Origin of the sequence: Epilithonimonas mollis (assembly GCF_900142325.1) — a bacterium.
Classification (GTDB): Bacteria; Bacteroidota; Bacteroidia; order Flavobacteriales; family Weeksellaceae; genus Epilithonimonas; species Epilithonimonas mollis.
This window is the reverse complement of sequence record NZ_FRAM01000001.1, coordinates 1,521,331-1,542,547: the sequence shown is the minus strand read 5'-3', so window position 1 is coordinate 1,542,547 and position 21,217 is coordinate 1,521,331. Positions and strand designations below refer to the sequence as shown.

The window sequence follows — 21,217 nt, the reverse complement described above, 5'->3', positions numbered from 1 at the left end:
TTTTTTATGTTATGTTAAAAATTTTTCTAAAATCTCAACCGCACATTTCGGCAAGTTGGTTCCGGGACCGAAAATAAAATCGGCGCCGTTGGCATATAGAAACTCATAATCCTGTTGAGGAATGACACCGCCTACAACAATCGTAATATCATCAGCACCAAGTTTTTTCAGTTCTTCTACAACCTGGGGAACCAGCGTTTTGTGGCCTGCGGCCAAAGAAGAAACACCCAAAATATGAATGTCATTTTCAACAGCCTGTTTCGCCACTTCTTCAGGCGTTTGGAACAATGGTGCAACATCCACATCAAATCCCATATCGGCAAAGGCTGTCGCGACGACTTTAGCGCCACGGTCGTGACCGTCTTGTCCCATTTTAGCTACCATAATCCTTGGTCGTCTTCCTTCTACATCTTCAAATTTCTGACTTAGAGAAACTGCTTTTTCGAAGTATTCATTTTTTCCTGCATTCATAGCGTAAACTCCTGATATGGTTCTGATATTGGCTTTGTAACGTCCGAAGCTTTCCTCCATTGCATCGCTCATTTCGCCCAACGTTACCCTTCTTCTTGCCGCTTCTATGCAAAGTTCGAGAAGATTTCCGTTTCCTGTTTTAGAAGTTTCCCGGATTTTATTTAGAATTTCTTCGACAGATTTTGGATTTCGTTCGGCTTTTATTTTTTCCAGACGTTCGATCTGTTTTCTGCGGACTTCCGTATTATCGATGTCGAGAATGTCTATTTCAGTCTGTTTGAGGTTGGATTTGAAGGAATTAACACCGATGATGAATTCTTCTCCGCTGTCGATTTTTGCCTGTTTTATTGCCGCTGCTTCTTCGATTCTCATTTTCGGGATTCCGGCTTCAATGGCTTTTGTCATTCCGCCTTCTTTTTCGACTTCATCTATATATTTCATTGCTTCGTCAATCATTTGTTGTGTCAATGATTCTACCAGATGACTTCCGCCCATCGGATCAACTACATCACAAATTCCTGATTCCTGCTGAAGAATAATTTGGGTGTTTCGGGCGATTTTTGCGGAATAATCTGTTGGTAAAGCAATTGCTTCGTCTAAAGCGTTTGTGTGAAGCGATTGTGTTCCGCCTAAAGCTGAAGACAAGGCTTCAATCGTGGTTCTTGTGATATTATTGAACGGTTCCTGTTCTGTCAAACTCCAGCCAGAAGTTTGTGAATGCGTTCTTAAAGCCAAAGATTTTTGATTCTGAGGATTGAAATGTTTCAGCAAAGTTGCCCAAATGTATCTTGCGGCTCTCATTTTGGCAATTTCCATAAAATGATTCATCCCGATTGCCCAGAAGAAGGATAATCTCGGAGCAAAATCATCAACGTTCATTCCGGCTTTGATTCCGGTTCGGACATATTCTAAACCGTCTGCTAAAGTGTAGGCCATTTCCAAAACTGGAGTTGCGCCAGCTTCCTGCATATGATAACCAGAAATGGAAATCGAGTTGAATTTCGGAATGTTTTTAGAAGTATATTCGAAAATGTCGGCGATGATTTTCATAGATGGCGTCGGCGGATAGATATAGGTATTCCGAACCATAAATTCTTTCAAAATATCGTTCTGAATGGTTCCTGAAAGTTTGACCTGAGAAACGCCTTGTTCTTCTGCTGCTACGATATAAAATGATAAAATTGGCAAAACAGCACCATTCATCGTCATAGAAACTGAGATTTCGTCCAGTGGAATTTGGTCAAACAAAATCTTCATATCCTCGACCGAATCAATTGCAACGCCTGCTTTTCCGACATCTCCGACAACTCTTGCGTGGTCGGAATCGTAACCTCTGTGTGTTGCCAGATCGAAGGCTACGGAAAGTCCTTTTTGTCCGGCTGCGAGATTTCGTCTGTAAAAAGCATTGGATTCTTCGGCGGTAGAAAATCCTGCGTATTGACGAATGGTCCAAGGTTTCTGAACATACATTGTGGAATACGGACCACGGAGAAAAGGTGCAATTCCTGCAGAACTGCTCAAAATGCTTTTGTTTTTAACGTCTTCTGCATTGTATTTCGATTTCAGTTCCAAACCATCTTTTTCAAAGGTATAATTTTCTGAATTCGAATTGAATTTAATGTTTTGAAAATCAGGGTTTTGGTTTTTTATTTTGTGGCGCATCTTGCTTTGGTCTTGATGAAAGTAAATGTAAGGATTTTTGAAAATGTGATGAACCACAAAAGGCACAAAGTTTTTTTTTACACTTAAGTTAGCTTGAGTTGATACTAATAAATGGATATTAAGAACACATAAATTTTTTAGAAATGCACTTTGACTCCGCTCAGTGTGACAACTCTAATGCAATCTGTAGAATTTTAAAAGTGTCAGTCTGAGCGGAGTCGAAGACTTTTTACTTGAAGCGACAATTTGTCATTATTTTTTGGATGGTCTTTTTTTTGTGAAGTTTGGTTTGACTGTACAAACCCGCGACAGGGATAGTAGTGGAAATCCTTTTGCTTTTGGTGCTTTTGTTTAATTTGGAAAGACACAAGTTCTAAAAGCAAAAGATTGCAACGGATAGCCCGGTGACAAAATAGCGCAGGGAAAGTTTTGGCTTTTGGCAGTCGCCCGAATGGTGTGGGAGAGTTTGAGAGTGGGAGAGTTTGAGTGTAAACAGTAATTAAAAAAATAAAATAAATATGTCAACAGGAAGTATTAATGTGTCGGTGGAGAATATTTTTCCGCTGATTAAAAAGTTTCTTTACAGCGATCACGAAATTTTTCTGCGTGAGCTGATTTCTAACGCAACGGATGCGACGACTAAGCTGAAGCACCTAACAACAATTGGTGAAGCGAAGGTTGAATATGGCAATCCAATTATCGAAGTGAAGATTGATAAAGATGCGAAAACGCTGACTATCAAAGATCAAGGTCTTGGAATGACGGGTGAAGAAGTGGAGAAATATATCAATCAGGTTGCATTTTCCGGAGCTGAGGAATTCCTTGAAAAATATAAGGATTCGGCAAAAGATGCCGGGATAATCGGGCATTTTGGTCTCGGATTTTATTCGGCGTTTATGGTGGCGGAGAAAGTTGAGATTTTCACTAAATCTTATAAAGAAGACTCGAAAGCGGTTCGATGGGTTTGCGATGGAAGTCCGGAATATACGCTGGAAGAAACGGAAAAATCTGACAGAGGGACGGAAATCGTGCTTCATATTGCGGAAGATTCGACGGAGTTTTTGGAAGAGTTCAGAATCCGTGAATTGCTGACAAAATATAATAAATTCAACCAAATTCCGATTAAATTCGGGACAAAAACGGAGACTTTGCCTTTGCCAGAGGGTTCTGCGGAAGATGCAAAAGCTGAAACGGTTGAGGTTGATAACATCATCAATAACCCAAATCCGGCTTGGACAAAATCGCCGTCTGAACTGAAAGATGAGGATTACAATAGTTTCTACAGAGAGTTGTATCCGATGCAGTTTGAAGACCCGTTGTTTCACATCCATCTGAATGTGGATTATCCGTTCAATTTGACAGGTGTTTTGTTCTTCCCGAAATTGGGCAACAACCTGAATATCGAAAAAGATAAAATTCAACTCTATCAAAATCAGGTTTTTGTGACCGATGAGGTTAAAGGTATTGTTCCCGACTTCCTGATGTTGTTGAGAGGTGTGATCGATTCTCCGGATATTCCGCTGAACGTTTCCCGTTCTTATCTTCAGGCTGATGGTGCTGTGAAGAAAATCTCTTCTTACATCACGAAAAAAGTGGCGGACAAAATGGTTTCTCTGATTAATGAAAACCGGGAAGATTATGAGAAGAAATGGAACGACATCAAAATCGTGATCGAGTACGGAATGATTTCAGAAGATAAATTCTTTGAAAAATCTGACAAATTTGCGCTTTATCCAACGACTGACGGAACGTATTATCTATGGAATGATCTGATTGAAAAAATCAAACCAACTCAGACTGATAAGGACGGAAAGACAATAATTCTTTATGCTAACAATGCCGATGAACAGCACAGCTACATCGAGTCTGCGAAAGAAAAAGGTTACGAAGTTCTTTTGTTGGATTCTCCGATTGTTCCACACCTGATTCAGAAACTGGAGGCATCAAAAGAGAACGTTTCTTTTGCGAGAGTGGATGCTGACCATATCAATAATTTGATTAAAAAAGATGAGCCGAAGATTTCTAAACTAAATGATTCGGACAAGGAAACTTTGAAGAAGAATATTGAGGAATCGATTAATGACACAAAGTTTACCGTTCAGTTAGAGGATTTGGATTCTACAGATGCGCCGTTTACATTGACTCAGCCGGAGTTTTTCAGAAGAATGAAAGATATGCAGGCAACTGGCGGTGGCGGAATGTTCGCAAAGGGCGGTTTCCCAGAGATGTATAATCTGGTGGTGAATTCTAACTCAGATTTTGCCGAAGAATTATTGAAGAAAGATAATGACGATGAGAAAAAAGCAATGATTAATCAGGCTTTGGATTTAGCAAAATTATCTCAGAATCTTTTGAAAGGAAAAGAGCTGACGGATTTTATCAAGCGTAGTTTTGAGGGATTGAAATAATAAAGCATTTCATTGAGCATAAAAAAGCGGAACTAAATTTTAGTTCCGCTTTTTTTATTATTTAATTTTCGAAAGCACATCTACTGTTTCTTCCAGATAGAAATCCCGTTCAAGGTTTTTTCTCCAGTTTTCTGTTTTCTTGGCAAATGCTTCATCTTTTTTGATTCTTTCTGCTTCGTCGGTGTGAAGTGTGAATTTCAATCCGTTATTGAATTTTTCCAAACCTTTGAACTTTTCGATCTGTGCTTTACGCTTTTTCATCAGTTCATTGAATTTGGTTTGATTCAACGTGATGGTTTCTTCTTTGTCTAGTGCTTCTTTCCACTCCGCAGATTCCTGCAACATTTTGTAGTTGTTGTTATCTTGCAACTGTTTGTCCAGTTCTGACTGTAATTGAGGAACATTCAGTCCTGTCAATTTCTTGTAAGAAGTCGTTTCGATTTTATCCCAAGGCAAAGCAAATTGGTCAAAACGTTCTCCAACCTCCGCATAAGAGAAGAAATCTTTCATTTTAAGGTCAGCTTCTACACCTTTTCTCTGAGTCGATTCTCCGGAAACTCTGTAGAATTTTTGAATCGTCAGTTTCAAAGCTCCGAAATCGTCACTGGTATTCAGGAATCTATTCAATTCCACAAAAGTCTGAACAGTTCCTTTTCCGAAAGAACTTGGCGAACCAATCACTGCCGCTCTTCCATAATCCTGGAAAGCACCCGCCAAAATTTCTGAAGCCGAAGCCGATAATTCATTTTGCATCACAACCAACGGACCAGTCCAGATTGGCTCATTCGATTTGTTACTAAGAACCTGAATTTTTCCACGGCTGTCTTTCACCTGAACATAAGGACCAGCGTTCATAAACAATCCCATAATATCGCCAACTTCAGTCAAAGAACCGCCGCCGTTGCTCCTTAAATCAAGGATTATTCCTTCTACATTTTCTTTCTTAAGTTTAATTAATTCCGCTTTGATATCGTCCGATGCATTTCTGCCTTTTGGATTTTCAAAGTCAACATTGAAACTTGGAAGATAGATAAAACCGTATTTTTTACCATTCTTAGAATTAACCACAATGCTTCTTGCGAACGTATCTTCAATTGCCACTTCTTCACGAATCATCGTTACCTCTTTGATGGTCTTGTCTTTTTTCTCAACGGTCAAAGTGACAGGCGTACCTTTTTCTCCTCGGATTAATCTTACTGCTTCGTCAGACAACATTCCGACAACATTCACTGGTTCTTCGTTGGGTTTTGATCTCACTTTCAGGATTTTATCGCCTGCAGTCAATTGTTTTGATTTCCACGCTGGAGCGCCAATTGTCAATTCACCAAGGTATAAATAACCTTTCTTTTCCTGGATTATTGCACCAATGCCAATCACTTTTCCAGTGAACTGCATATCAAATTCCTCCTTGTTTTTCGGAGAAAAATAGTTGGTGTGTGGGTCAAAAACTTCGGTATAAGCATTCATATAAACTGTGAACCAGTCCATTTTCTTTCTCTTTTTGAATCTTCTGAAAGAATCCGTAATCAAATCTTTAACTTCAGAAGTGGCTTTGATGCGCTTCTGTTCCGCTGTTGTTGGCGCGTATTTTATCGTGTCCGGAAGTTTATTGTTTACGACAGAGTCCTTCTTCTTTTTCTGAGCTTCCTCCTTGCTGTTCAGCGTTTCAATTTCCTGAAGGATATTGTACTTGATGTACTTTTTCCATTCTTCACGTTGTTGTTTTGCATCAACAGGATTGGTTCTTTTCTTTGGTTCAAGGATTAATTCGTCATTTTCCTCCAGATTAATTGGTTTGGAAAGAATATCCTGGGTCATTTTATCGATCTCGTCAACTCTTTGATATAGTCTGTCAATTGTGAGTTTATAGAAAACAAGATTTCCCTGATTGAGGTAATCGTCAAGTTTTGTGTAATGCTTTTTGAATTCGTCCATATCAGATTGCAGAAAATATCGTTTGGAAGCATCTACGCTTTCAAAATATTTCTCATAAACATCCTGAGAATAAGCATCGTTGATCGGTTTTGGACTGTAATGAAGATAGGAAAGTGTATTTTTCACGCTTACCATTATGGTCTGCATTTTTTCGTCATCATTTTGTGGGGAGTTGAAACAGAACATCAGCGTCATCAGGGGCGCAAACATCAGCAGTTTCTTGAACTTGATTTTTTTGAACATATAATTTTTAAATCTGTACTTGGATTAGTATTTTTTTCGTTTTGAATGTTACGAATGTATTCAAAAACAAAACCAAATTTAACACCTTATTTTATTTTACTCATTATAATTTGGTTATTTTTGGATAGATTTTAAAAAATCGTCAAAAAAATAAAAAAATAAAAACGGAAAATTATGAAAAGACCATTGATCTTGGTAACCAATGACGACGGAATCACTGCGCCCGGCATCAGAAAATTAATCAATATAGTTAACGAAATCGGAGACGTCATCGTAGTCGCTCCGAACTCTCCTCAAAGTGGTAAAGGTCACGCCATCACTATCAACTCCACACTAAGCTTCGAAGAACTGAATCTGGATGGGCCTCAAAAAGATTTCTCCTGCTCCGGAACACCTGTGGATTGTGTAAAAATGGCTTTGGACAAAATTTTGCCAAGAAAACCGGATTTGGTAGTTTCAGGAATCAATCATGGCGCCAATTCTTCCATTAATGTCATCTATTCCGGAACAATGTCTGCGGCTGTGGAAGCCGGAGTAGAAGGTTTGCAGGCTATAGGATTTTCTCTTTCTGATTTGAAATGGGAAGCCGATTTTGACCAGGCTGAAGATTTCATCAGAGATATTATTCTGAAAACCTTGGAAAACCCAATGCCTAAAGGTGTAGTTCTGAATGTTAATATTCCGAAATTAAATAAATCAGACATCAAAGGCATCAAAGTCTGCAAGCAGGCCAACGCCAAATGGGAAGAAAGCTTCGACGAAAGAACCAATCCGCATGGCAGAAAATATTACTGGCTTACAGGCTATTTCAATAATATGGATGAATCTGAAGATGCGGACGAAACGGCTTTGACAAACGGCTTTATCAGCATAGTTCCTGTGAAATTTGATATGACAGCGTATGAATATATGAACGAACTCAATTCAATTTATAAATAAAAATGGATGGAGTTTATCAGACAATATTTGCTTTCTAAAAAGATTCCTCTTGACGAGAAACAATGGACAGAATTCGCAAAGAAAAATATCCGGACAGAATTTAAAAAGAAAGATGCTATTTTAAAAGTTGGAGAAGTTGAAAATTACCTGTCGTTTGTAGAAAAAGGAACAGCGAGACTTTTCTTCGAAAAAGAAAATAAAGAACTGACAATCAGATTTGTTTTTGATTACCAATACCTCACGGCTTACGATTCTTTCACGCAACGGACACCTTCCAGATGTAATGTAGAAGCGCTGACGGATATGGTAGTCTGGCGGGTTCATTATGATGATCTGCAGGAGCTTTACAGAACGCATACAGTCGGAAATCTTGTCGGCAGATTGACGGTTGAAGCCCTGTATGTGGAAAAACTGAATAGAGAATTTTCTTTCCTGAGTGAAACTGCGGAAGAGCGATATCTGAAATTGATGAAAGAGCAGCCTGAACTTTTTAAACTGATTCCCCTTAAACATATTGCCTCTTACATGGGAATAACGCCACAAGCTTTAAGCCGGATCAGGAAACGAATTTCTTAACCATGGTTCATTTCGCAGGAGTATATTAAACAATACCTTTGCAGACAATTCAGATTAAAAAATCCGAATGAGGGAAAAAAATTGCATTCAGAAATATTCTGAATGCTTTTTTTATTGTGTGAAAAAAACTGTCTGATAGATAATTAATTAAAAGCATTGTCATAAGTCATCGATGAAAAATCGATTTTCAGAATAGCTTTGGAATCTACAGGATTTCCGTTGCATTTTGCCGGGATCCAAGTTTTGTTCACCTTTGTTGCTGCGTCTTTAAGATCTTTCAGGAAGGGTTCGCTATTGGCCACTTTTGGTCCGGCTTCAACTTTGGAAATAACACCATCCTTGGTAATGTCCAGCTTTACAAAAAATAACCCGTTCACAGAATAAGTATTCCAGTTTACATTTTGCTGAAGTTTTTCTTTCAATTCTTTTATATAAGCATCAGAACCTCCGGGATATCTCAAACTTTTAAACTGAGAAGGATTACAAGACTCATCTTTTATCTGATAAATACCGCGAATGCTGTAAGTTACAGAACTTGTAGAAGCATCAGCCATCGGAATGTCAATATTCAGGGACTCTTCTACGTCATTATTTTGAGCGAATGTCAGCGAACCTATAAGAACGCTCAATGAGAATAGTATTGATTTCATAGTATTTTTGATTTATATAATTTTAGAATGAAATTTTATGCCAAAATCATTCTCATTAACAATAATTTATAGAACTTCAATCTGATTTTTTAATAAATCCTCAAACTCATCTCTTTTTCTGATGAGATGCGCCTTTCCATCAAGGAACATGACTTCTGCCGGTTTCAGTCTGGAATTGAAATTAGAACTCATTTCAAAACCATAAGCGCCAGCATTTCTGAAAACAATCACGTCTCCTTCTCTCACTTCATTGATTTTTCTGTCCCAGGCAAAAGTGTCTGTCTCACATATATTTCCAACAACGGTGTAGATTCTTTCCGGACCTTTCGGATTAGAAAGATTTTCGATGATGTGATAAGAATCGTAGAACATCGGACGAATCAAATGATTGAATCCTGAATTAACACCCACAAAAACAGTCGCAGTGGTTTGCTTGATAACATTAGATTTTACTAAGAAATGCCCACTTTTACTCACAAGGAATTTCCCCGGTTCAAACCAAAGCTGGAATTTTTTACCTGTAGATTCTTCGTGTTTTTTAATTGCAACATTCACTTTTTTACCTAGAGATTTTACGTCAGTTTCCAAATCGCCGTCCTGATAAGGTACTTTGAAACCGCTTCCCATATCCAGATATTTCAGATTTGGGAAATGTTCAGCCAATTCGAACATAATTTCAAGACCTTGCAGGAAAACATCCGGGTCTTTGATTTCGCTTCCCGTGTGCATATGAAGACCTTCCACATTGATGTTGGTCGATTTCATGACACGTTCGATATGACGAAGCTGGTGAATGGATATTCCGAATTTGGAATCGATATGCCCTGTTGAGATTTTATAATTTCCTCCGGCAAAAATATGCGGATTGATTCTCACAAAAATCGGATAAGAACCACCGAATTTGTTCCCAAATTGCTCCAAAATCGAAATATTATCGATATTAATATGAACGTTCAGAGACATTGCTTCCTCGATTTCTGCAAGGTCAACGCAATTAGGTGTAAAGAGAATTCTGTCGTTGGAGAAACCGGCTTTCAAACCTAATTTCACTTCGTTGATAGAAACGCAATCCAAAGATGCACCAAGCTTTTCGACATATTTCAGGATGTTGATATTGGTTAAAGCTTTGGCTGCGTAGAAAAATCTTGTGTTCTTCGAGAAAGAAGAAGTCAGTTTTTCATATTGTTCGCGTATCGAATTAACGTCATACACATAAACGGGTGTCCCGAATTCTTTTGCTATAGCCAGCAAATCCTGATTTGTCATAAGGTAGATTTTTAAAAATAAAAAGGCAGATTCTTATAAAAAGAGTCTGCCGCAATAGATATCTTATGCACGCAACTCTTTACACATTCCAAACCTTAGAGAACCTTACAGCTCCCTTTTTTCCGATTTTGCTTTGTTTAAAATATTGCATTGCTTTGTTTAAAAATTTTTGCAAAATTAGAGTTTATCTGTAAAACTCGCAATGTTTTGAGTTGGTTTTTATTTTAAGAACCGTTTGAGCAAGAAATCCCTCCTAGAAAATTAAAGTTTAATTTTCCGGATACTTCAATGCTTTATCGATTTCAATAGGATTGTTATTTTCCCTGATATAACGTTGTCTGGACTCGGTTAGTTCTTTAAATTGACTGATGTCTTTAACATCAACACCATTAATGCTGAATGTAGCATTGGGATTTTTTTTGAATTCTTCGCGAGTGTCGTGATAAGGATCTTTATACTCGTTCATCAGCATCTTATCGATATTTTCCGGAGTTGTTTTTATCGGTTTCTGACCATAAAAACTTTCGATGAACGGCGTTTTATAATTAAAATTCAGCTTAAAACTTTTCACCAATGTAAAATCAAAATTATTCCTGTCATCATAAATTTGAAAAATCATTCCGGGCAAACCACGGAATTTATATGGACCTTCAGAAATATTTATTTCTTTACAAAACCAGGCGATCCATTGGCGTCCGCCAAAAGTGGTTGTTGCTTTCTGCAAAGTATAATTCTCAAATTTTTTGGTTTCTTTTTCGAGATTCCAGTTTATTTTGTTTTCGGTATCGTAAACAAATACATCATTGATTAAAATGTAGTTGCTGTTTGTATTAGAATTTTTAACTCGTACAATAACAGGCGTGGAAGTATCCCAAAGTTGGCTGTTTTGTCCTTTTGTAATATTCGTAGAGTCAATCGTGACATAATGGTAATTATAAAATTTGACATTATCAGGATTGATATCCAGAGTCATATTTTCTTTCTTAAACTCAATTTGCTTTGGATTTTGCTTGAATTTAAATTCATAAATAAAGCGATGGGTTTGGGCATTGACTAATCCGAAGATTAATGAAAAAGTGAGAAAAAGAAATTTCATGACAAGGGTTTTTAATAGTTTTTTTAAATTAATTCTTAGGCAACTCCGTCACATCATACTCATTCCTCAAAAGTGCCAACTGCAAATCATTCTGCAAATCTTGCGTAAATCTGGAAACCGGCAACATCAGTTTTTTGATTTTCTCCAAAGACTGAATCTGATGATACAATTCGTAAAAACCGAAACCAGTCAGTTTTCCGTTCTCTAAAATGAGGAAAGACTTTTCGCCCAAAGTTCTTCCGGAAGAAGTCCAGATTTCGTTGCGTTTTTTGAGATTGATTTTCTGAGTCAGTTCATTCAAATCTTTCAGTTCTTCTCTTGATTTGATGTAATTGATAGCCTTCAGACCTTGCGTGAAACTTTTGAATTTCAGCAAAGGTTTTTCTTCCTGTTTTTTTGTTTTTTCCAGGACAAATTTGTTTTTTCTGTAAAACAGGCCGAAGGTTAAAGGCTGTCTTTTCTGGATGCCTTTATTATGCATCATTAGCTTGGCTATCAGGTCAGTTCCGGTTAACTCGTAAGAAATTTTCTCGGTGTCTTCCTGGATTTTTTTTAATCTGATTTTATCTGATTCCAGGATTTTCTTGGCAGATTTATAAAGGTCATCCACCACATCAGAAAAAATAATTTTACCATCAGAATTCTGGAAGTAAAGAATCCCGCGTTCATTCGGAAGGTCTTCCGTAAGAATCTGAATTTTGCTGATGTAGTTTTTAGCATGATTTTCTTCCTGCTGAGACTCTATGATTTCGTTGTCTTTGTCTTTAATCATCAGCAATTTGAACAGATCGAGCGTGGCTCTGGCATCACCGCTTGCACGGTGCGCTTCGCTCAACGGAATTCCTATGGACTTACAAAGTTTGCTTAATGAATAACTTTTCTCATTCGGAATTAATTTTTTGGCAAGAGGAATAGTGTCTAAAGTGTTGATATTGAATTCGTAGCCAAGTCTTTTGAACGACTGGCGAAGCATTCTGTAATCGAAATCTATATTATGTCCTACCAAAGTAGAATCCTGAGTGATTTCTACCACTCGTTTGGCAATTTCATGAAATTTCGGGGCGGTCAGAACCATTTTTGCCGAGATTCCCGTCAGCTTTTGGACAAAAGCTGAAATCTCGTCCTCAGGATTCACGAGAGAGATGAACTGATCTGTAATTTCATGACCGTCAAAACGATAGATGGCAATCTCAATGATGCTTTCTTTCCGGAATGGTGCGCCGTTACTTTCTATATCTATTACTGAATACATCTACATTTTTTCGTTCTACAAAGTTAATTTTATTATTGTAATCCAAAATTTCATTTTAGCATACGATTATTGATTAATTCCACTTTCTCTATAGAACCAGTTGGAGAAATCGTGATGTTTTTCTGTCCTTTCTCTACGAAGAAATAATAAACACTGTTAGAATCAATCATATACACTTCTGCAGTTTTCCCCGAATCATAGGTTATTTTATAATCGAATGTCATTTTGTTGTTTTCAATTCTGTCTCTTGCAGTGATTCCAAATCCAATGCCTCCGCCTAAGAAGAAACAAGCGACCATCATCAGAAGCGAATTTAAAAATTGGTTTTTAATGTGATTTTTGAAGTCTTGCTCAGTTGCGCTTTTATGGTTTGCCCAAAATTTTTTGTACACAAAAGAACTCCGGACCCAATTTTTATGACTGTTCTTAACTTGATATCGGTTGTAAAGAAACAGCGCATAATTGATAGCTATAACAGCAATTAACAGAACTGGATACCGTGTCAAATCGGCAATAGGGCTCATCAAAACATCTGTAATAGAAGAGAATTTGATGAAATTAATTCCCAACATATAGAAAAAAACACCGTCCTTCAAAATCCCTAGAACAATCAGGTAAAAATATCCCAAAGGAAGCAGTGTCTGTAATCTCGAAATCAATTTGTAATCCATCGTTACCTTCTTTTTTTCATACTGAACATTCCCAGAATGAACTTCGCACCTTCTCTTGCCAAAGTGTTCAGAAAGGTTTTTCCGGCCCGGCTTTCGATGACTTGTTCAAACATTCCCGGTTCTTCTTTTGGTTGCGCTGCTTTCCCTCTTGTCGGTTTAGGAATAACGGTTTGTGTATGTTCCTCGATTCTTTTGTTTAGGATTTCGTAGGCACTTTCTTTATCGATACTTTGCTCATATTTTCTGACAAGGTCCGAATTTCTGGTCAGTTCATCGATTTCTGATTCGGTCAGAATATCCATTCTGCTTTCCGGCGAAATCAAGTATGTTTGAACTAATGGCGTTGGAATTCCTTTCTCGTCCAAAGCCGTTACAAAAGCTTCCCCGATTCCAAGGTTTTGAATGAGTTCATTGGCTTTATAAAAGTCAGTGGTTGGATAATTTTCCACAGCTTTTTCAATTTGTTTTCGGTCTTTCGCCGTAAAACCTCTCAAAGCATGCTGGATTTTCAAACCTAACTGACTCAGGATGTTTTCCGGAACATCACCCGGGACCTGAGTAATGAAATAAATTCCGATTCCTTTTGACCGGATCAGTTTTACCATCGTTTCGATTTGGGAAAGCAAAGTTTTTGAAGCTTCATTAAAAAGTAAATGCGCTTCATCTATGAATAAAACCAGCTTCGGTTTCCCGCTGTCGCCTTCCTCGGGAAAAGTCATATAGATCTCTGCAAACAATGACAGAATAAAGGTTGAGAAAAGATTCGGTTTGTTCTGGATGTCATCAACCCGGAAAATATTCACAACACCTTTCCCGTCTCTTATTTTCAAAAGGTCTTCAACATCAAAACTCGGTTCACCGAAAAACGTAGTAGCACCTTGCTGTTCCATCGCCACAATCGAACGAAGAATGGCGCCCAAAGATGCGGAAGCGATCGAACCATAATTATCTGCCAATTCCTTTTTTCCAATCGGATTATCCGTTACATATTGCAAAACTTTCTTCAAATCCTGCAAATCCACCAGGGGCAAAGCTTTATCATCACAATATTTGAAAACAATGGACATGATGCTTTGCTGCGTGTCATTCAAACCAAGAATTTTGCTCAATAAAATCGGTCCGAATTCCAAAACCGTCGCACGAAGTTTGACGCCTTTTGCGCCGGAAATGGTCATCAATTCTACCGGGAAACTTTGTGGCGAATAAGGCAGTTTCGTTTTAGAATATCGGTCTTTGATGTTGTCATTTTCTGTCCCGGCTTCAGCAATTCCGGATAAATCACCTTTGATGTCCATAACCAAAGTCGGTACTCCTGTGTGAGACAACTGCTCTACAAAAACCTGAAGCGTCTTGGTTTTCCCTGTTCCTGTTGCGCCGGCAATCAGTCCATGTCTGTTCACGGTTTTCAGCGGAATAGAAACGTTGACTTCGGTAACAACTTCACCGTCCAGCATGCCTTTCCCCAGAATGATATGCTCGCCTTTCGGATTATATTTTGCATTCAGCGCGGTTATGAATTTTTCTTTATCTGACATCGATTGGTTTTTAAAAGTCTAAATTTAAAAATATTTCGATTAAGTCTATCTGAAAATTAATAATTCTAACACTTATCTTTGCAAATAATAGTTTTTGTTTATGCGCGCCTATAACACGAAAAATTTCCTTAAAATACTAATCAGCCTTCACAAATCGGATACGCTGAAGATTCTTTTTCCTTCGATATTATTGGTAGGAGCATATTCCTACGGGATTTATTTCCTGGAAGTTGAATACCTGAATCTTACTTCAAAATCTTCCATAAGTAATATTGGGATGATCCATTCTCTGCTAGGATTTGTTTTATCTCTGCTATTGGTTTTCAGGACAAACACAGCTTACGACCGGTGGTGGGAAGGCCGGAAACTTTGGGGCAAACTGGTGAATGATTGCAGGAATTTTATCATCAAGATCAACAGTATTCTTCCGGAAACGGATGTGAAAAACAGGAATCAGATTGCAAAATACCTGAGGTTTTTACCCTATTTTCTATCGAGCCATCTTTCTAAGGAATCTACCAGACTGGTTCTGGACAAGGATTTTTCTGACCTTGCAAAAGAACTGCAGCATCATCCTCCGGCAGAGCTGGTTTTCCTTTTAACAAAGAAATTATACCAGCTAAAAAAAGAAGGAAAAATTTCTGACACGGAAATGCTGTTTCTGGATACCCAATTGTCCGGATTTCTGGATGTTTGCGGCGGTTGCGAAAGAATTAAAAACACACCGATTCCTTATTCTTATTCTTCTTTCATCAAGAAGTTTATCATTTTTTATGTCATGGCTCTGCCGATTGCCAATGTTGTGATTCTTGGCATTTTTATGATACCGATTACAATGTTTGTTTATTATGTCCTGATGAGTCTGGAGCTGATAGCAGAAGAGATTGAGGATCCGTTCAATAATGATGAAAATGATATTCCGATGGAAGCTATTTCCCAAAATATAGAAAGAAGCATCAATTTAATTTCAAATAAAGCCTAATGACGAAGAAACTGAAACTCGAAGAACTTGGAAGAATAGATGTCGAGACTTTTAAGAATACGGCAAAAATTCCGTTGGTTGTAGTTCTTGACAATGTGAGAAGCATGCACAATGTCGGTGCGATTTTCCGAACCGGCGATGCTTTCTTGATAGAAAAAATCATTCTCTGTGGCATCACTCCCCAGCCGCCTCACCGCGAAATCCATAAGGCAGCACTTGGTGCAACGGAAAGTGTGGACTGGGTTTATGAAATGGATATTAATGTCGCTATTGAAGATCTTAAGAAAGAAAACTTCGAAATTATCGGTATTGAACAAACTTCATCCAGTCAACTGATCTCTGATTTCCAAATTGACTCAGAGAAAAAGTATGCTCTGATTCTCGGAAATGAAGTGGATGGAATCAGTGATGAAGCTTTGCCTAATATTGGTACTTTCCTGGAAATTCCTCAACTCGGAACAAAACATTCTCTGAATGTAAGTGTCTGTGGGGGGATTGTAATCTGGGAATTTGCAAAAAATTTGAACTAAAACTATATACTATGAATACTACAAATGTTGAGAAAGTGTTTGATTTATATGTCAAAAAATCTTACAGTTCAGAAATCGAAAAGTATCTAAGCTCATTGGATGTTTCTGATGAGGAAAAGCAAGAAATTAAACAGTCAGCTTATGAAAAATACACAGATTACAGTGTGAAGAGACTGGTTAATAAGAATAAATTTTATCTTATTTTATCTTTATCTTCGGCTATTATTTTACTTTTTGTGTTCTTTTACATAATTCCTAAGCAAAATATCAACAATGACTTTTTTTACTGTATTGGCGGAAGTGTTCTGATCTCCTTTTCTCTTTACTGTTCTTTTGTATTTCTCACCTCAATTGATAAAGAAAAAATGAGATCTGTTGCTCATAGCCAGGGATTTGATTACAGCGCTTTTTTTACGTTGTTTTTTGCTATGGGAATTATTCCTGGAGTAATGCTTTACTTTCTTATTTCCTGGACGATAGAAAGCGGACAAGGTAAAATTCTCGAAGAAACTAAGATTTTCACAACAGCTACTGTGATAGACGGGAGATCTGTAGAAAGAACCAGCCTGAGAGGTCGGAAATCTGATACCACATATATAATTGTAGAATTCGAAAATAAGAAAGGCGAAAAAGTCAAAAGAAAAATTGATATCAGCAAATATGAATTTGGAGATTTTGGGAAAGACCAACATGTAAATTTGATATATTCAAGCGTAAATGATTATAATATAAAAGTCCTTAATAAAGATGCAGATTTAGCAAAATACACACATTCTCAGCAACGGGATTTTACAATTAATGATCTTGTAGCACTTTTTGATGAAGATGATGTTGTAAAATTTCTCAATAATATACGATACGGATGGGAAAATCGTGGTCCGGAAGAATGGATCAATGAAAATGACCAGTCCATAATCAAGAAAGAAAAGGATGTGCTGATCTATTTTGGCAGCAATAAGGATTATTTGAAATTCACAAGAAATATGAGTAATGATTATCGGGAAATCGTTGATGAAAATTCAAAAAACTATATGATTCCTTTTGGTAGCAAAACTTATGAAAATGACAAATATAATATTGTAATAGAACCTCTTACAGAGAACGGCCAGCCGGTAAATACAGTTGTGAATATTTCCCTGAAAAAAACCAATGTTTCCAATAAATAAAAAACTGCAAGCACAATGAAGTGCCGCAGTTTGAAATAAATCTAATAAAAAGTAAAAATGAAAGGCGACAAAGATATATTTTTAGTTTAATACAAAGCAATAGTTTTGTTAAAATTTATAAAAAAATTTAAAAATATTGGTAGCCATGGATTTTTTGTAAATTAGCATAATGTTTATCAAAGACTATATTTCCAAAGATTATCCGGCTTTTGCTGTCAGAGACTCTATTGAAGAAGCTTCTGAAGTGGCTAAGGAGTTTGGATATTCTCATGTTTTTATTGTTAACAAGGGGATTTTCCTCGGTGGTTTAAGCCAATCTTTTCTGGAAGACAGCCCGGAAGGAAGCCTGGACTCACTCAGCATCCATTATGAACGTTTCGCAATAATGGAAGACAGCAGTCTGCTGGATAGCATCAAGCTTTTTTATACCTTCAATGCCAACGTGGTTCCGGTGATTTCCAAGGAGGAAAAATATTTAGGGTACATTTCCTGCGATGACATTTTCAATGAGTTCTCAAAATACCCTCTGTTCTCTGAGAATGGAGCAATTCTGACGGTTCAGACCAATGGATTACATTACTCTATGACTGAGATTTCGCAGATTGTTGAAAGTAATAATGCTAAGATCTACGGCACTTTTATTAATGCTATCAAAGAAGACAGTATTGAAATAACGCTCAAAATAAGCAATGAAAATCTCAGCTCTATTGATGAAACGTTTGAAAGATACGGCTACACTGTGATTCATAAACATTATAATGACGAAAAAGAAGAGCTGTTGAAAGACCGCTTCGGATTTTTCCAGAAATTTTTGGAAATTTAATATATGAAGGCAGCCATTTATTCTCAAAAAAAAGACCTCGATACATTTCTGTATCTTAACAGATTTATTTCTGAATTGGCACTCAGAGACGTTTCAGTAGTTCTTCACAGGGAAATGGCGGAGAATCTGAATTTTTCAAAAGACTTTGATACATTTTACGGAAAAGAAGAGTTGAGCGATAAAAAAGTCAATATCGTGTTCAGCTTTGGAGGAGACGGAACGATTCTTAATGCATTGACATTTATACAGGATCTGGAGATTCCTATTATCGGTGTCAATACAGGAAGATTGGGTTTTTTGGCCAATTTCCGAAAAGACGAGATTTTTAATGAACTCGATTCTATTATTCTTGAGAAAAACTATAACATCAGCGAGCGTTCCGTTATCAAAATAACCACGGACAGCAATACCGATATCGACTTTCCGTTTGCGCTGAATGACGTGAGTCTTTCCAGAAAGGAAACAACATCCATGATTACGGTAGAATCTTACATCAATGATGAGTTCCTGAATGTTTTCTGGGGTGATGGGCTCATCGTTTCCACGCCGACAGGTTCGACAGCATATTCACTTAGTTGTGGAGGACCGATTATCTCGCCCAGCAATGACAACTTTGCGATATCTCCAATAGCACCACACAACCTGAATGTCCGCCCACTTATCGTAAAAGATGACTCGAAAATAAAACTGACGGTGAAAAGCCGTGTCCCGGAATATACACTGGCCCTGGACTCCAGGCTTTACCACATGGAAGTCGGAAGCGAAATCATCATCGAAAAAGCAGAGTTCTCCCTGTTTCTCATTAAACCAAAAAAATTCAGCTTTTATGAAACAATTCGGCAGAAACTGCTTTGGGGAAATGATAAAAGGAATTAATATTAAAATTATCGTCAATATATCATGTTGAAATTGAAATTATAATTGTTAATAATTTCGTAACTTTACAGTCCAAAAAATCTTAAAAATATAATAAAAATGAGCAGAAAATTTCCGGCAGGAGTTGCCACTGGTTCTTTAGTAACAGAAATATTTGAATATGCCAAAGAGAAGCAGTTTGCACTTCCGGCAGCCAATGTAATTGGTTCCAGCAATATCAACGCAACTTTGGAAACTGCTGCGAAACTTAATGCACCTGTAATTATCCAGTTTTCCAACGGAGGTTCAGTCTTTAATGCTGGAAAAGGTTTGAACAATGATGGGCAAAAAGCAGCAATTCTTGGAGCTGTCGCAGGCGCAAAACATATCCATACCTTGGCAGAAGCTTACGGAGCAACGGTGATCCTTCATACAGACCACTGTGCAAAAAAATTGTTACCTTGGATAGATGGACTTTTGGATGCCAGCGAAGAATTTTACAAGCAAAACGGGAAATCACTTTATTCCTCCCATATGTTAGATTTGTCAGAAGAGCCGATTGAAGAAAACCTTGAGGTGTCTTCAAGATATTTTGAAAGAATGGCGAAGATGGGAATGACTCTCGAAATCGAATTGGGTGTAACAGGAGGTGAAGAAGATGGTGTAGACAATTCTGACGTGGATAGCTCAAAATTATATACACAGCCGGAAGAAGTGGCATATGCATATGAAGTCCTGAAAAAAGTGTCTGACAATTTCACCATTGCAGCTGCTTTTGGAAACGTACACGGTGTTTATAAACCTGGAAATGTAAAATTAACCCCGAAAATTCTTGATAATTCTCAGAAATATGTGCAGGAAAAATTCGGAACTGGAGAAAAACCTGTGAATTTTGTATTCCATGGTGGTTCCGGTTCTACTTTGGAAGAGATCAGAGAAGCTATCAGCTATGGTGTTGTAAAAATGAATATCGATACTGATTTGCAGTTCGGATACACAGAAGGTATCAGAGATTACATGACAGAAAAAATTGATTATCTTAGACATCAGATCGGAAATCCAACTGGAGCAGATGCGCCGAATAAGAAATTCTACGATCCTAGAGTCTGGGTAAGAAAAGGCGAAGAAACTTATATCAAGAGATTGACACAGGCTTTTGAAGACCTGAATAATATTAATACACTTTAAAATATTTGTAAAAAGTAAAAGGTACAAAGTAAAATGTAAAATTTGCATTAGCTTTGTACTTTTTACTTAATACTTTTACTTAATACTAAGACAATGGCATTTGATTGGTTTAAAAGGAAAACCCAAAACATTACAACTTCTACAGAGGACAAAAAGGACGTTCCGAAAGGGCTTTGGCACAAAACACCAACCGGGAAAATCATAGAAGCAGAGGAACTCAGAGCAAATAATTTTGTTTCTCCGGAGGATGGGTTCCATGTGAGAATCGGAAGCAGAGAATATTTTGATATGCTTTTTGATGACAATAAATTCAAGGAACTGGATGCAGATGTGGAAAGTGTGGATATCCTGAAATTCAAGGATACAAAATCCTACACAGACCGTCTGAAAGAAGTAAAATCGAAAACCAAACTAACCGATTCTATCCGTAATGCTGCGGGAAAAGTGAACGGTGTGGAAATGGTGGTTTCCTGTATGGATTTTGCCTTTATTGGCGGTTCATTGGGTTCTGTAATGGGAGAAAAAATCCGAAGAGCCATTGACTACTGTATCAAGAACAAATTGCCTTATATGATCATCTGCCAGTCTGGTGGAGCAAGAATGCAGGAAGCAGCTTACTCACTGATGCAATTGGCGAAAGTTCAGGCGAAGTTGGTTCAGCTTTCTGATGCAGGTTTGCCTTATATTGCCTATCTGACAGATCCGACTTTTGGCGGTATCACGGCTTCGTTTGCAATGACAGCAGATGTTATTATCGCGGAACCAAGTGCTTTGATCGGATTCGCAGGACCAAGAGTTATCCGGGAAACTATAGGCAAGGATTTGCCGGAAGGCTTTCAGACCTCAGAATTTTTGCAGGATAAAGGATTTGTTGATTTCATTGTAAAAAGAACCGAAATCAAAGAGTCAATTTCAAGAATTGTAAAATTACTGGTACACGAGTATCATTAATTTTAATTAAATAAAAAA

Annotated in this window: 18 protein-coding genes; 10 read left to right on the top strand and 8 right to left on the bottom strand. The window is 37.5% G+C overall.

All coding sequences use genetic code 11. The features are described from left to right. Window positions 1–9: 9 nt before the first annotated feature. Window positions 10–2,133 carry a methylmalonyl-CoA mutase gene (gene scpA / locus BUA97_RS06945; RefSeq protein ID WP_072997070.1) on the bottom strand — a complete coding sequence of 708 codons (2,124 nt, stop codon included), beginning with the start codon at window positions 2,131–2,133 and terminating at the stop codon, window positions 10–12. Between the two features lie 518 nt (window positions 2,134–2,651). On the opposite strand from scpA, the gene htpG reads away from it, so the two are divergent. Continuing rightward, window positions 2,652–4,541: a molecular chaperone HtpG gene (gene htpG / locus BUA97_RS06940; RefSeq protein WP_072997069.1), complete on the top strand. Its 1,890-nt coding sequence runs from the start codon at window positions 2,652–2,654 to the stop codon at window positions 4,539–4,541. Window positions 4,542–4,598: 57 nt separating this feature from the next. Here htpG and BUA97_RS06935 read toward each other — a convergent pair whose 3' ends face one another. Next, on the bottom strand, window positions 4,599–6,719 hold the full coding sequence (locus tag BUA97_RS06935; protein ID WP_072997068.1) for a carboxy terminal-processing peptidase: 2,121 nt from the start codon (window positions 6,717–6,719) through the stop codon (window positions 4,599–4,601). Between the two features lie 174 nt (window positions 6,720–6,893). Between BUA97_RS06935 and surE the strand changes: the two genes are divergently transcribed. After that, window positions 6,894–7,658, top strand: coding sequence for a 5'/3'-nucleotidase SurE (gene surE / locus BUA97_RS06930; RefSeq protein ID WP_072997067.1), 765 nt, complete (start codon window positions 6,894–6,896; stop codon window positions 7,656–7,658). A gap of 6 nt (window positions 7,659–7,664) precedes the next feature. Beyond that, window positions 7,665–8,234 (top strand): Crp/Fnr family transcriptional regulator, encoded by a 570-nt coding sequence (locus BUA97_RS06925; protein WP_072997066.1) that lies wholly within the window; start codon window positions 7,665–7,667, stop codon window positions 8,232–8,234. 143 nt (window positions 8,235–8,377) lie between these two features. On the opposite strand, the gene BUA97_RS06920 is transcribed toward BUA97_RS06925, so the two are convergent. The 6 genes from BUA97_RS06920 to BUA97_RS06895 all read right to left on the bottom strand — a co-directional run bounded on the left by BUA97_RS06920 (window position 8,378) and on the right by BUA97_RS06895 (window position 14,704). Beyond that, window positions 8,378–8,884 (bottom strand): energy transducer TonB, encoded by a 507-nt coding sequence (locus BUA97_RS06920; RefSeq protein ID WP_072997065.1) that lies wholly within the window; start codon window positions 8,882–8,884, stop codon window positions 8,378–8,380. Window positions 8,885–8,950: 66 nt separating this feature from the next. After that, window positions 8,951–10,150: a diaminopimelate decarboxylase gene (gene lysA / locus BUA97_RS06915; RefSeq protein WP_072997064.1), complete on the bottom strand. Its 1,200-nt coding sequence runs from the start codon at window positions 10,148–10,150 to the stop codon at window positions 8,951–8,953. 268 nt (window positions 10,151–10,418) lie between these two features. Next, on the bottom strand, window positions 10,419–11,246 hold the full coding sequence (locus BUA97_RS06910; RefSeq protein WP_072997063.1) for a GLPGLI family protein: 828 nt from the start codon (window positions 11,244–11,246) through the stop codon (window positions 10,419–10,421). A gap of 28 nt (window positions 11,247–11,274) precedes the next feature. Continuing rightward, the gene (locus BUA97_RS06905) at window positions 11,275–12,498 is read right to left on the bottom strand and encodes a 3'-5' exonuclease (protein ID WP_072997062.1); all 1,224 of its coding nucleotides are present in this window, start codon (window positions 12,496–12,498) and stop codon (window positions 11,275–11,277) included. Between the two features lie 50 nt (window positions 12,499–12,548). Continuing rightward, a complete protein-coding gene (locus BUA97_RS06900; RefSeq protein ID WP_072997061.1) occupies window positions 12,549–13,169 on the bottom strand; it encodes a hypothetical protein in 621 nt (206 codons plus the stop codon). 2 nt (window positions 13,170–13,171) lie between these two features. Then, complete coding sequence (locus tag BUA97_RS06895; protein ID WP_072997060.1) at window positions 13,172–14,704, bottom strand: helicase HerA-like domain-containing protein; 1,533 nt, start codon at window positions 14,702–14,704, stop codon at window positions 13,172–13,174. A gap of 100 nt (window positions 14,705–14,804) precedes the next feature. Between BUA97_RS06895 and BUA97_RS06890 the strand changes: the two genes are divergently transcribed. From BUA97_RS06890 to accD, 7 genes are all read left to right on the top strand, one after another. Then, window positions 14,805–15,686 (top strand): bestrophin family protein, encoded by an 882-nt coding sequence (locus BUA97_RS06890; RefSeq protein WP_072997059.1) that lies wholly within the window; start codon window positions 14,805–14,807, stop codon window positions 15,684–15,686. Next, window positions 15,686–16,216, top strand: a complete 531-nt coding sequence (locus BUA97_RS06885; protein WP_072997058.1) for an RNA methyltransferase — start codon at window positions 15,686–15,688, stop codon at window positions 16,214–16,216. The genes BUA97_RS06890 and BUA97_RS06885 overlap by 1 nt, the downstream gene beginning before the upstream one ends. An 11-nt stretch (window positions 16,217–16,227) precedes the next feature. Further along, the gene (locus BUA97_RS06880; protein ID WP_072997057.1) at window positions 16,228–17,382 is read left to right on the top strand and encodes a hypothetical protein; all 1,155 of its coding nucleotides are present in this window, start codon (window positions 16,228–16,230) and stop codon (window positions 17,380–17,382) included. A 169-nt stretch (window positions 17,383–17,551) separates the two neighbouring features. Beyond that, window positions 17,552–18,205, top strand: a complete 654-nt coding sequence (locus BUA97_RS06875; RefSeq protein WP_072997056.1) for a CBS domain-containing protein — start codon at window positions 17,552–17,554, stop codon at window positions 18,203–18,205. 3 nt (window positions 18,206–18,208) lie between these two features. Next, window positions 18,209–19,081 carry an NAD kinase gene (locus tag BUA97_RS06870; RefSeq protein WP_072997055.1) on the top strand — a complete coding sequence of 291 codons (873 nt, stop codon included), beginning with the start codon at window positions 18,209–18,211 and terminating at the stop codon, window positions 19,079–19,081. A gap of 99 nt (window positions 19,082–19,180) precedes the next feature. After that, a complete protein-coding gene (gene fbaA / locus BUA97_RS06865) occupies window positions 19,181–20,248 on the top strand; it encodes a class II fructose-bisphosphate aldolase (protein WP_072997054.1) in 1,068 nt (355 codons plus the stop codon). A gap of 93 nt (window positions 20,249–20,341) precedes the next feature. Continuing rightward, on the top strand, window positions 20,342–21,199 hold the full coding sequence (gene accD, locus BUA97_RS06860) for an acetyl-CoA carboxylase, carboxyltransferase subunit beta (protein WP_072997053.1): 858 nt from the start codon (window positions 20,342–20,344) through the stop codon (window positions 21,197–21,199). Window positions 21,200–21,217 lie beyond the last annotated feature (18 nt).

Coding starts and splice junctions, on each gene's coding strand:
- BUA97_RS06880 (WP_072997057.1), top strand. CDS start 16,228: ATGAATACTACAAATGTTGAGAAAGTGTTTGATTTATATGTCAAAAAA.
- BUA97_RS06910 (WP_072997063.1), bottom strand. CDS start 11,246: ATGAAATTTCTTTTTCTCACTTTTTCATTAATCTTCGGATTAGTCAAT.
- surE (WP_072997067.1), top strand. CDS start 6,894: ATGAAAAGACCATTGATCTTGGTAACCAATGACGACGGAATCACTGCG.
- lysA (WP_072997064.1), bottom strand. CDS start 10,150: ATGACAAATCAGGATTTGCTGGCTATAGCAAAAGAATTCGGGACACCC.
- BUA97_RS06870 (WP_072997055.1), top strand. CDS start 18,209: ATGAAGGCAGCCATTTATTCTCAAAAAAAAGACCTCGATACATTTCTG.
- BUA97_RS06895 (WP_072997060.1), bottom strand. CDS start 14,704: ATGTCAGATAAAGAAAAATTCATAACCGCGCTGAATGCAAAATATAAT.
- scpA (WP_072997070.1), bottom strand. CDS start 2,133: ATGCGCCACAAAATAAAAAACCAAAACCCTGATTTTCAAAACATTAAA.
- BUA97_RS06905 (WP_072997062.1), bottom strand. CDS start 12,498: ATGTATTCAGTAATAGATATAGAAAGTAACGGCGCACCATTCCGGAAA.
- accD (WP_072997053.1), top strand. CDS start 20,342: ATGGCATTTGATTGGTTTAAAAGGAAAACCCAAAACATTACAACTTCT.
- BUA97_RS06885 (WP_072997058.1), top strand. CDS start 15,686: ATGACGAAGAAACTGAAACTCGAAGAACTTGGAAGAATAGATGTCGAG.
- BUA97_RS06920 (WP_072997065.1), bottom strand. CDS start 8,884: ATGAAATCAATACTATTCTCATTGAGCGTTCTTATAGGTTCGCTGACA.
- BUA97_RS06935 (WP_072997068.1), bottom strand. CDS start 6,719: ATGTTCAAAAAAATCAAGTTCAAGAAACTGCTGATGTTTGCGCCCCTG.
- BUA97_RS06925 (WP_072997066.1), top strand. CDS start 7,665: ATGGAGTTTATCAGACAATATTTGCTTTCTAAAAAGATTCCTCTTGAC.
- BUA97_RS06890 (WP_072997059.1), top strand. CDS start 14,805: ATGCGCGCCTATAACACGAAAAATTTCCTTAAAATACTAATCAGCCTT.
- fbaA (WP_072997054.1), top strand. CDS start 19,181: ATGAGCAGAAAATTTCCGGCAGGAGTTGCCACTGGTTCTTTAGTAACA.
- BUA97_RS06900 (WP_072997061.1), bottom strand. CDS start 13,169: ATGGATTACAAATTGATTTCGAGATTACAGACACTGCTTCCTTTGGGA.
- BUA97_RS06875 (WP_072997056.1), top strand. CDS start 17,552: ATGTTTATCAAAGACTATATTTCCAAAGATTATCCGGCTTTTGCTGTC.
- htpG (WP_072997069.1), top strand. CDS start 2,652: ATGTCAACAGGAAGTATTAATGTGTCGGTGGAGAATATTTTTCCGCTG.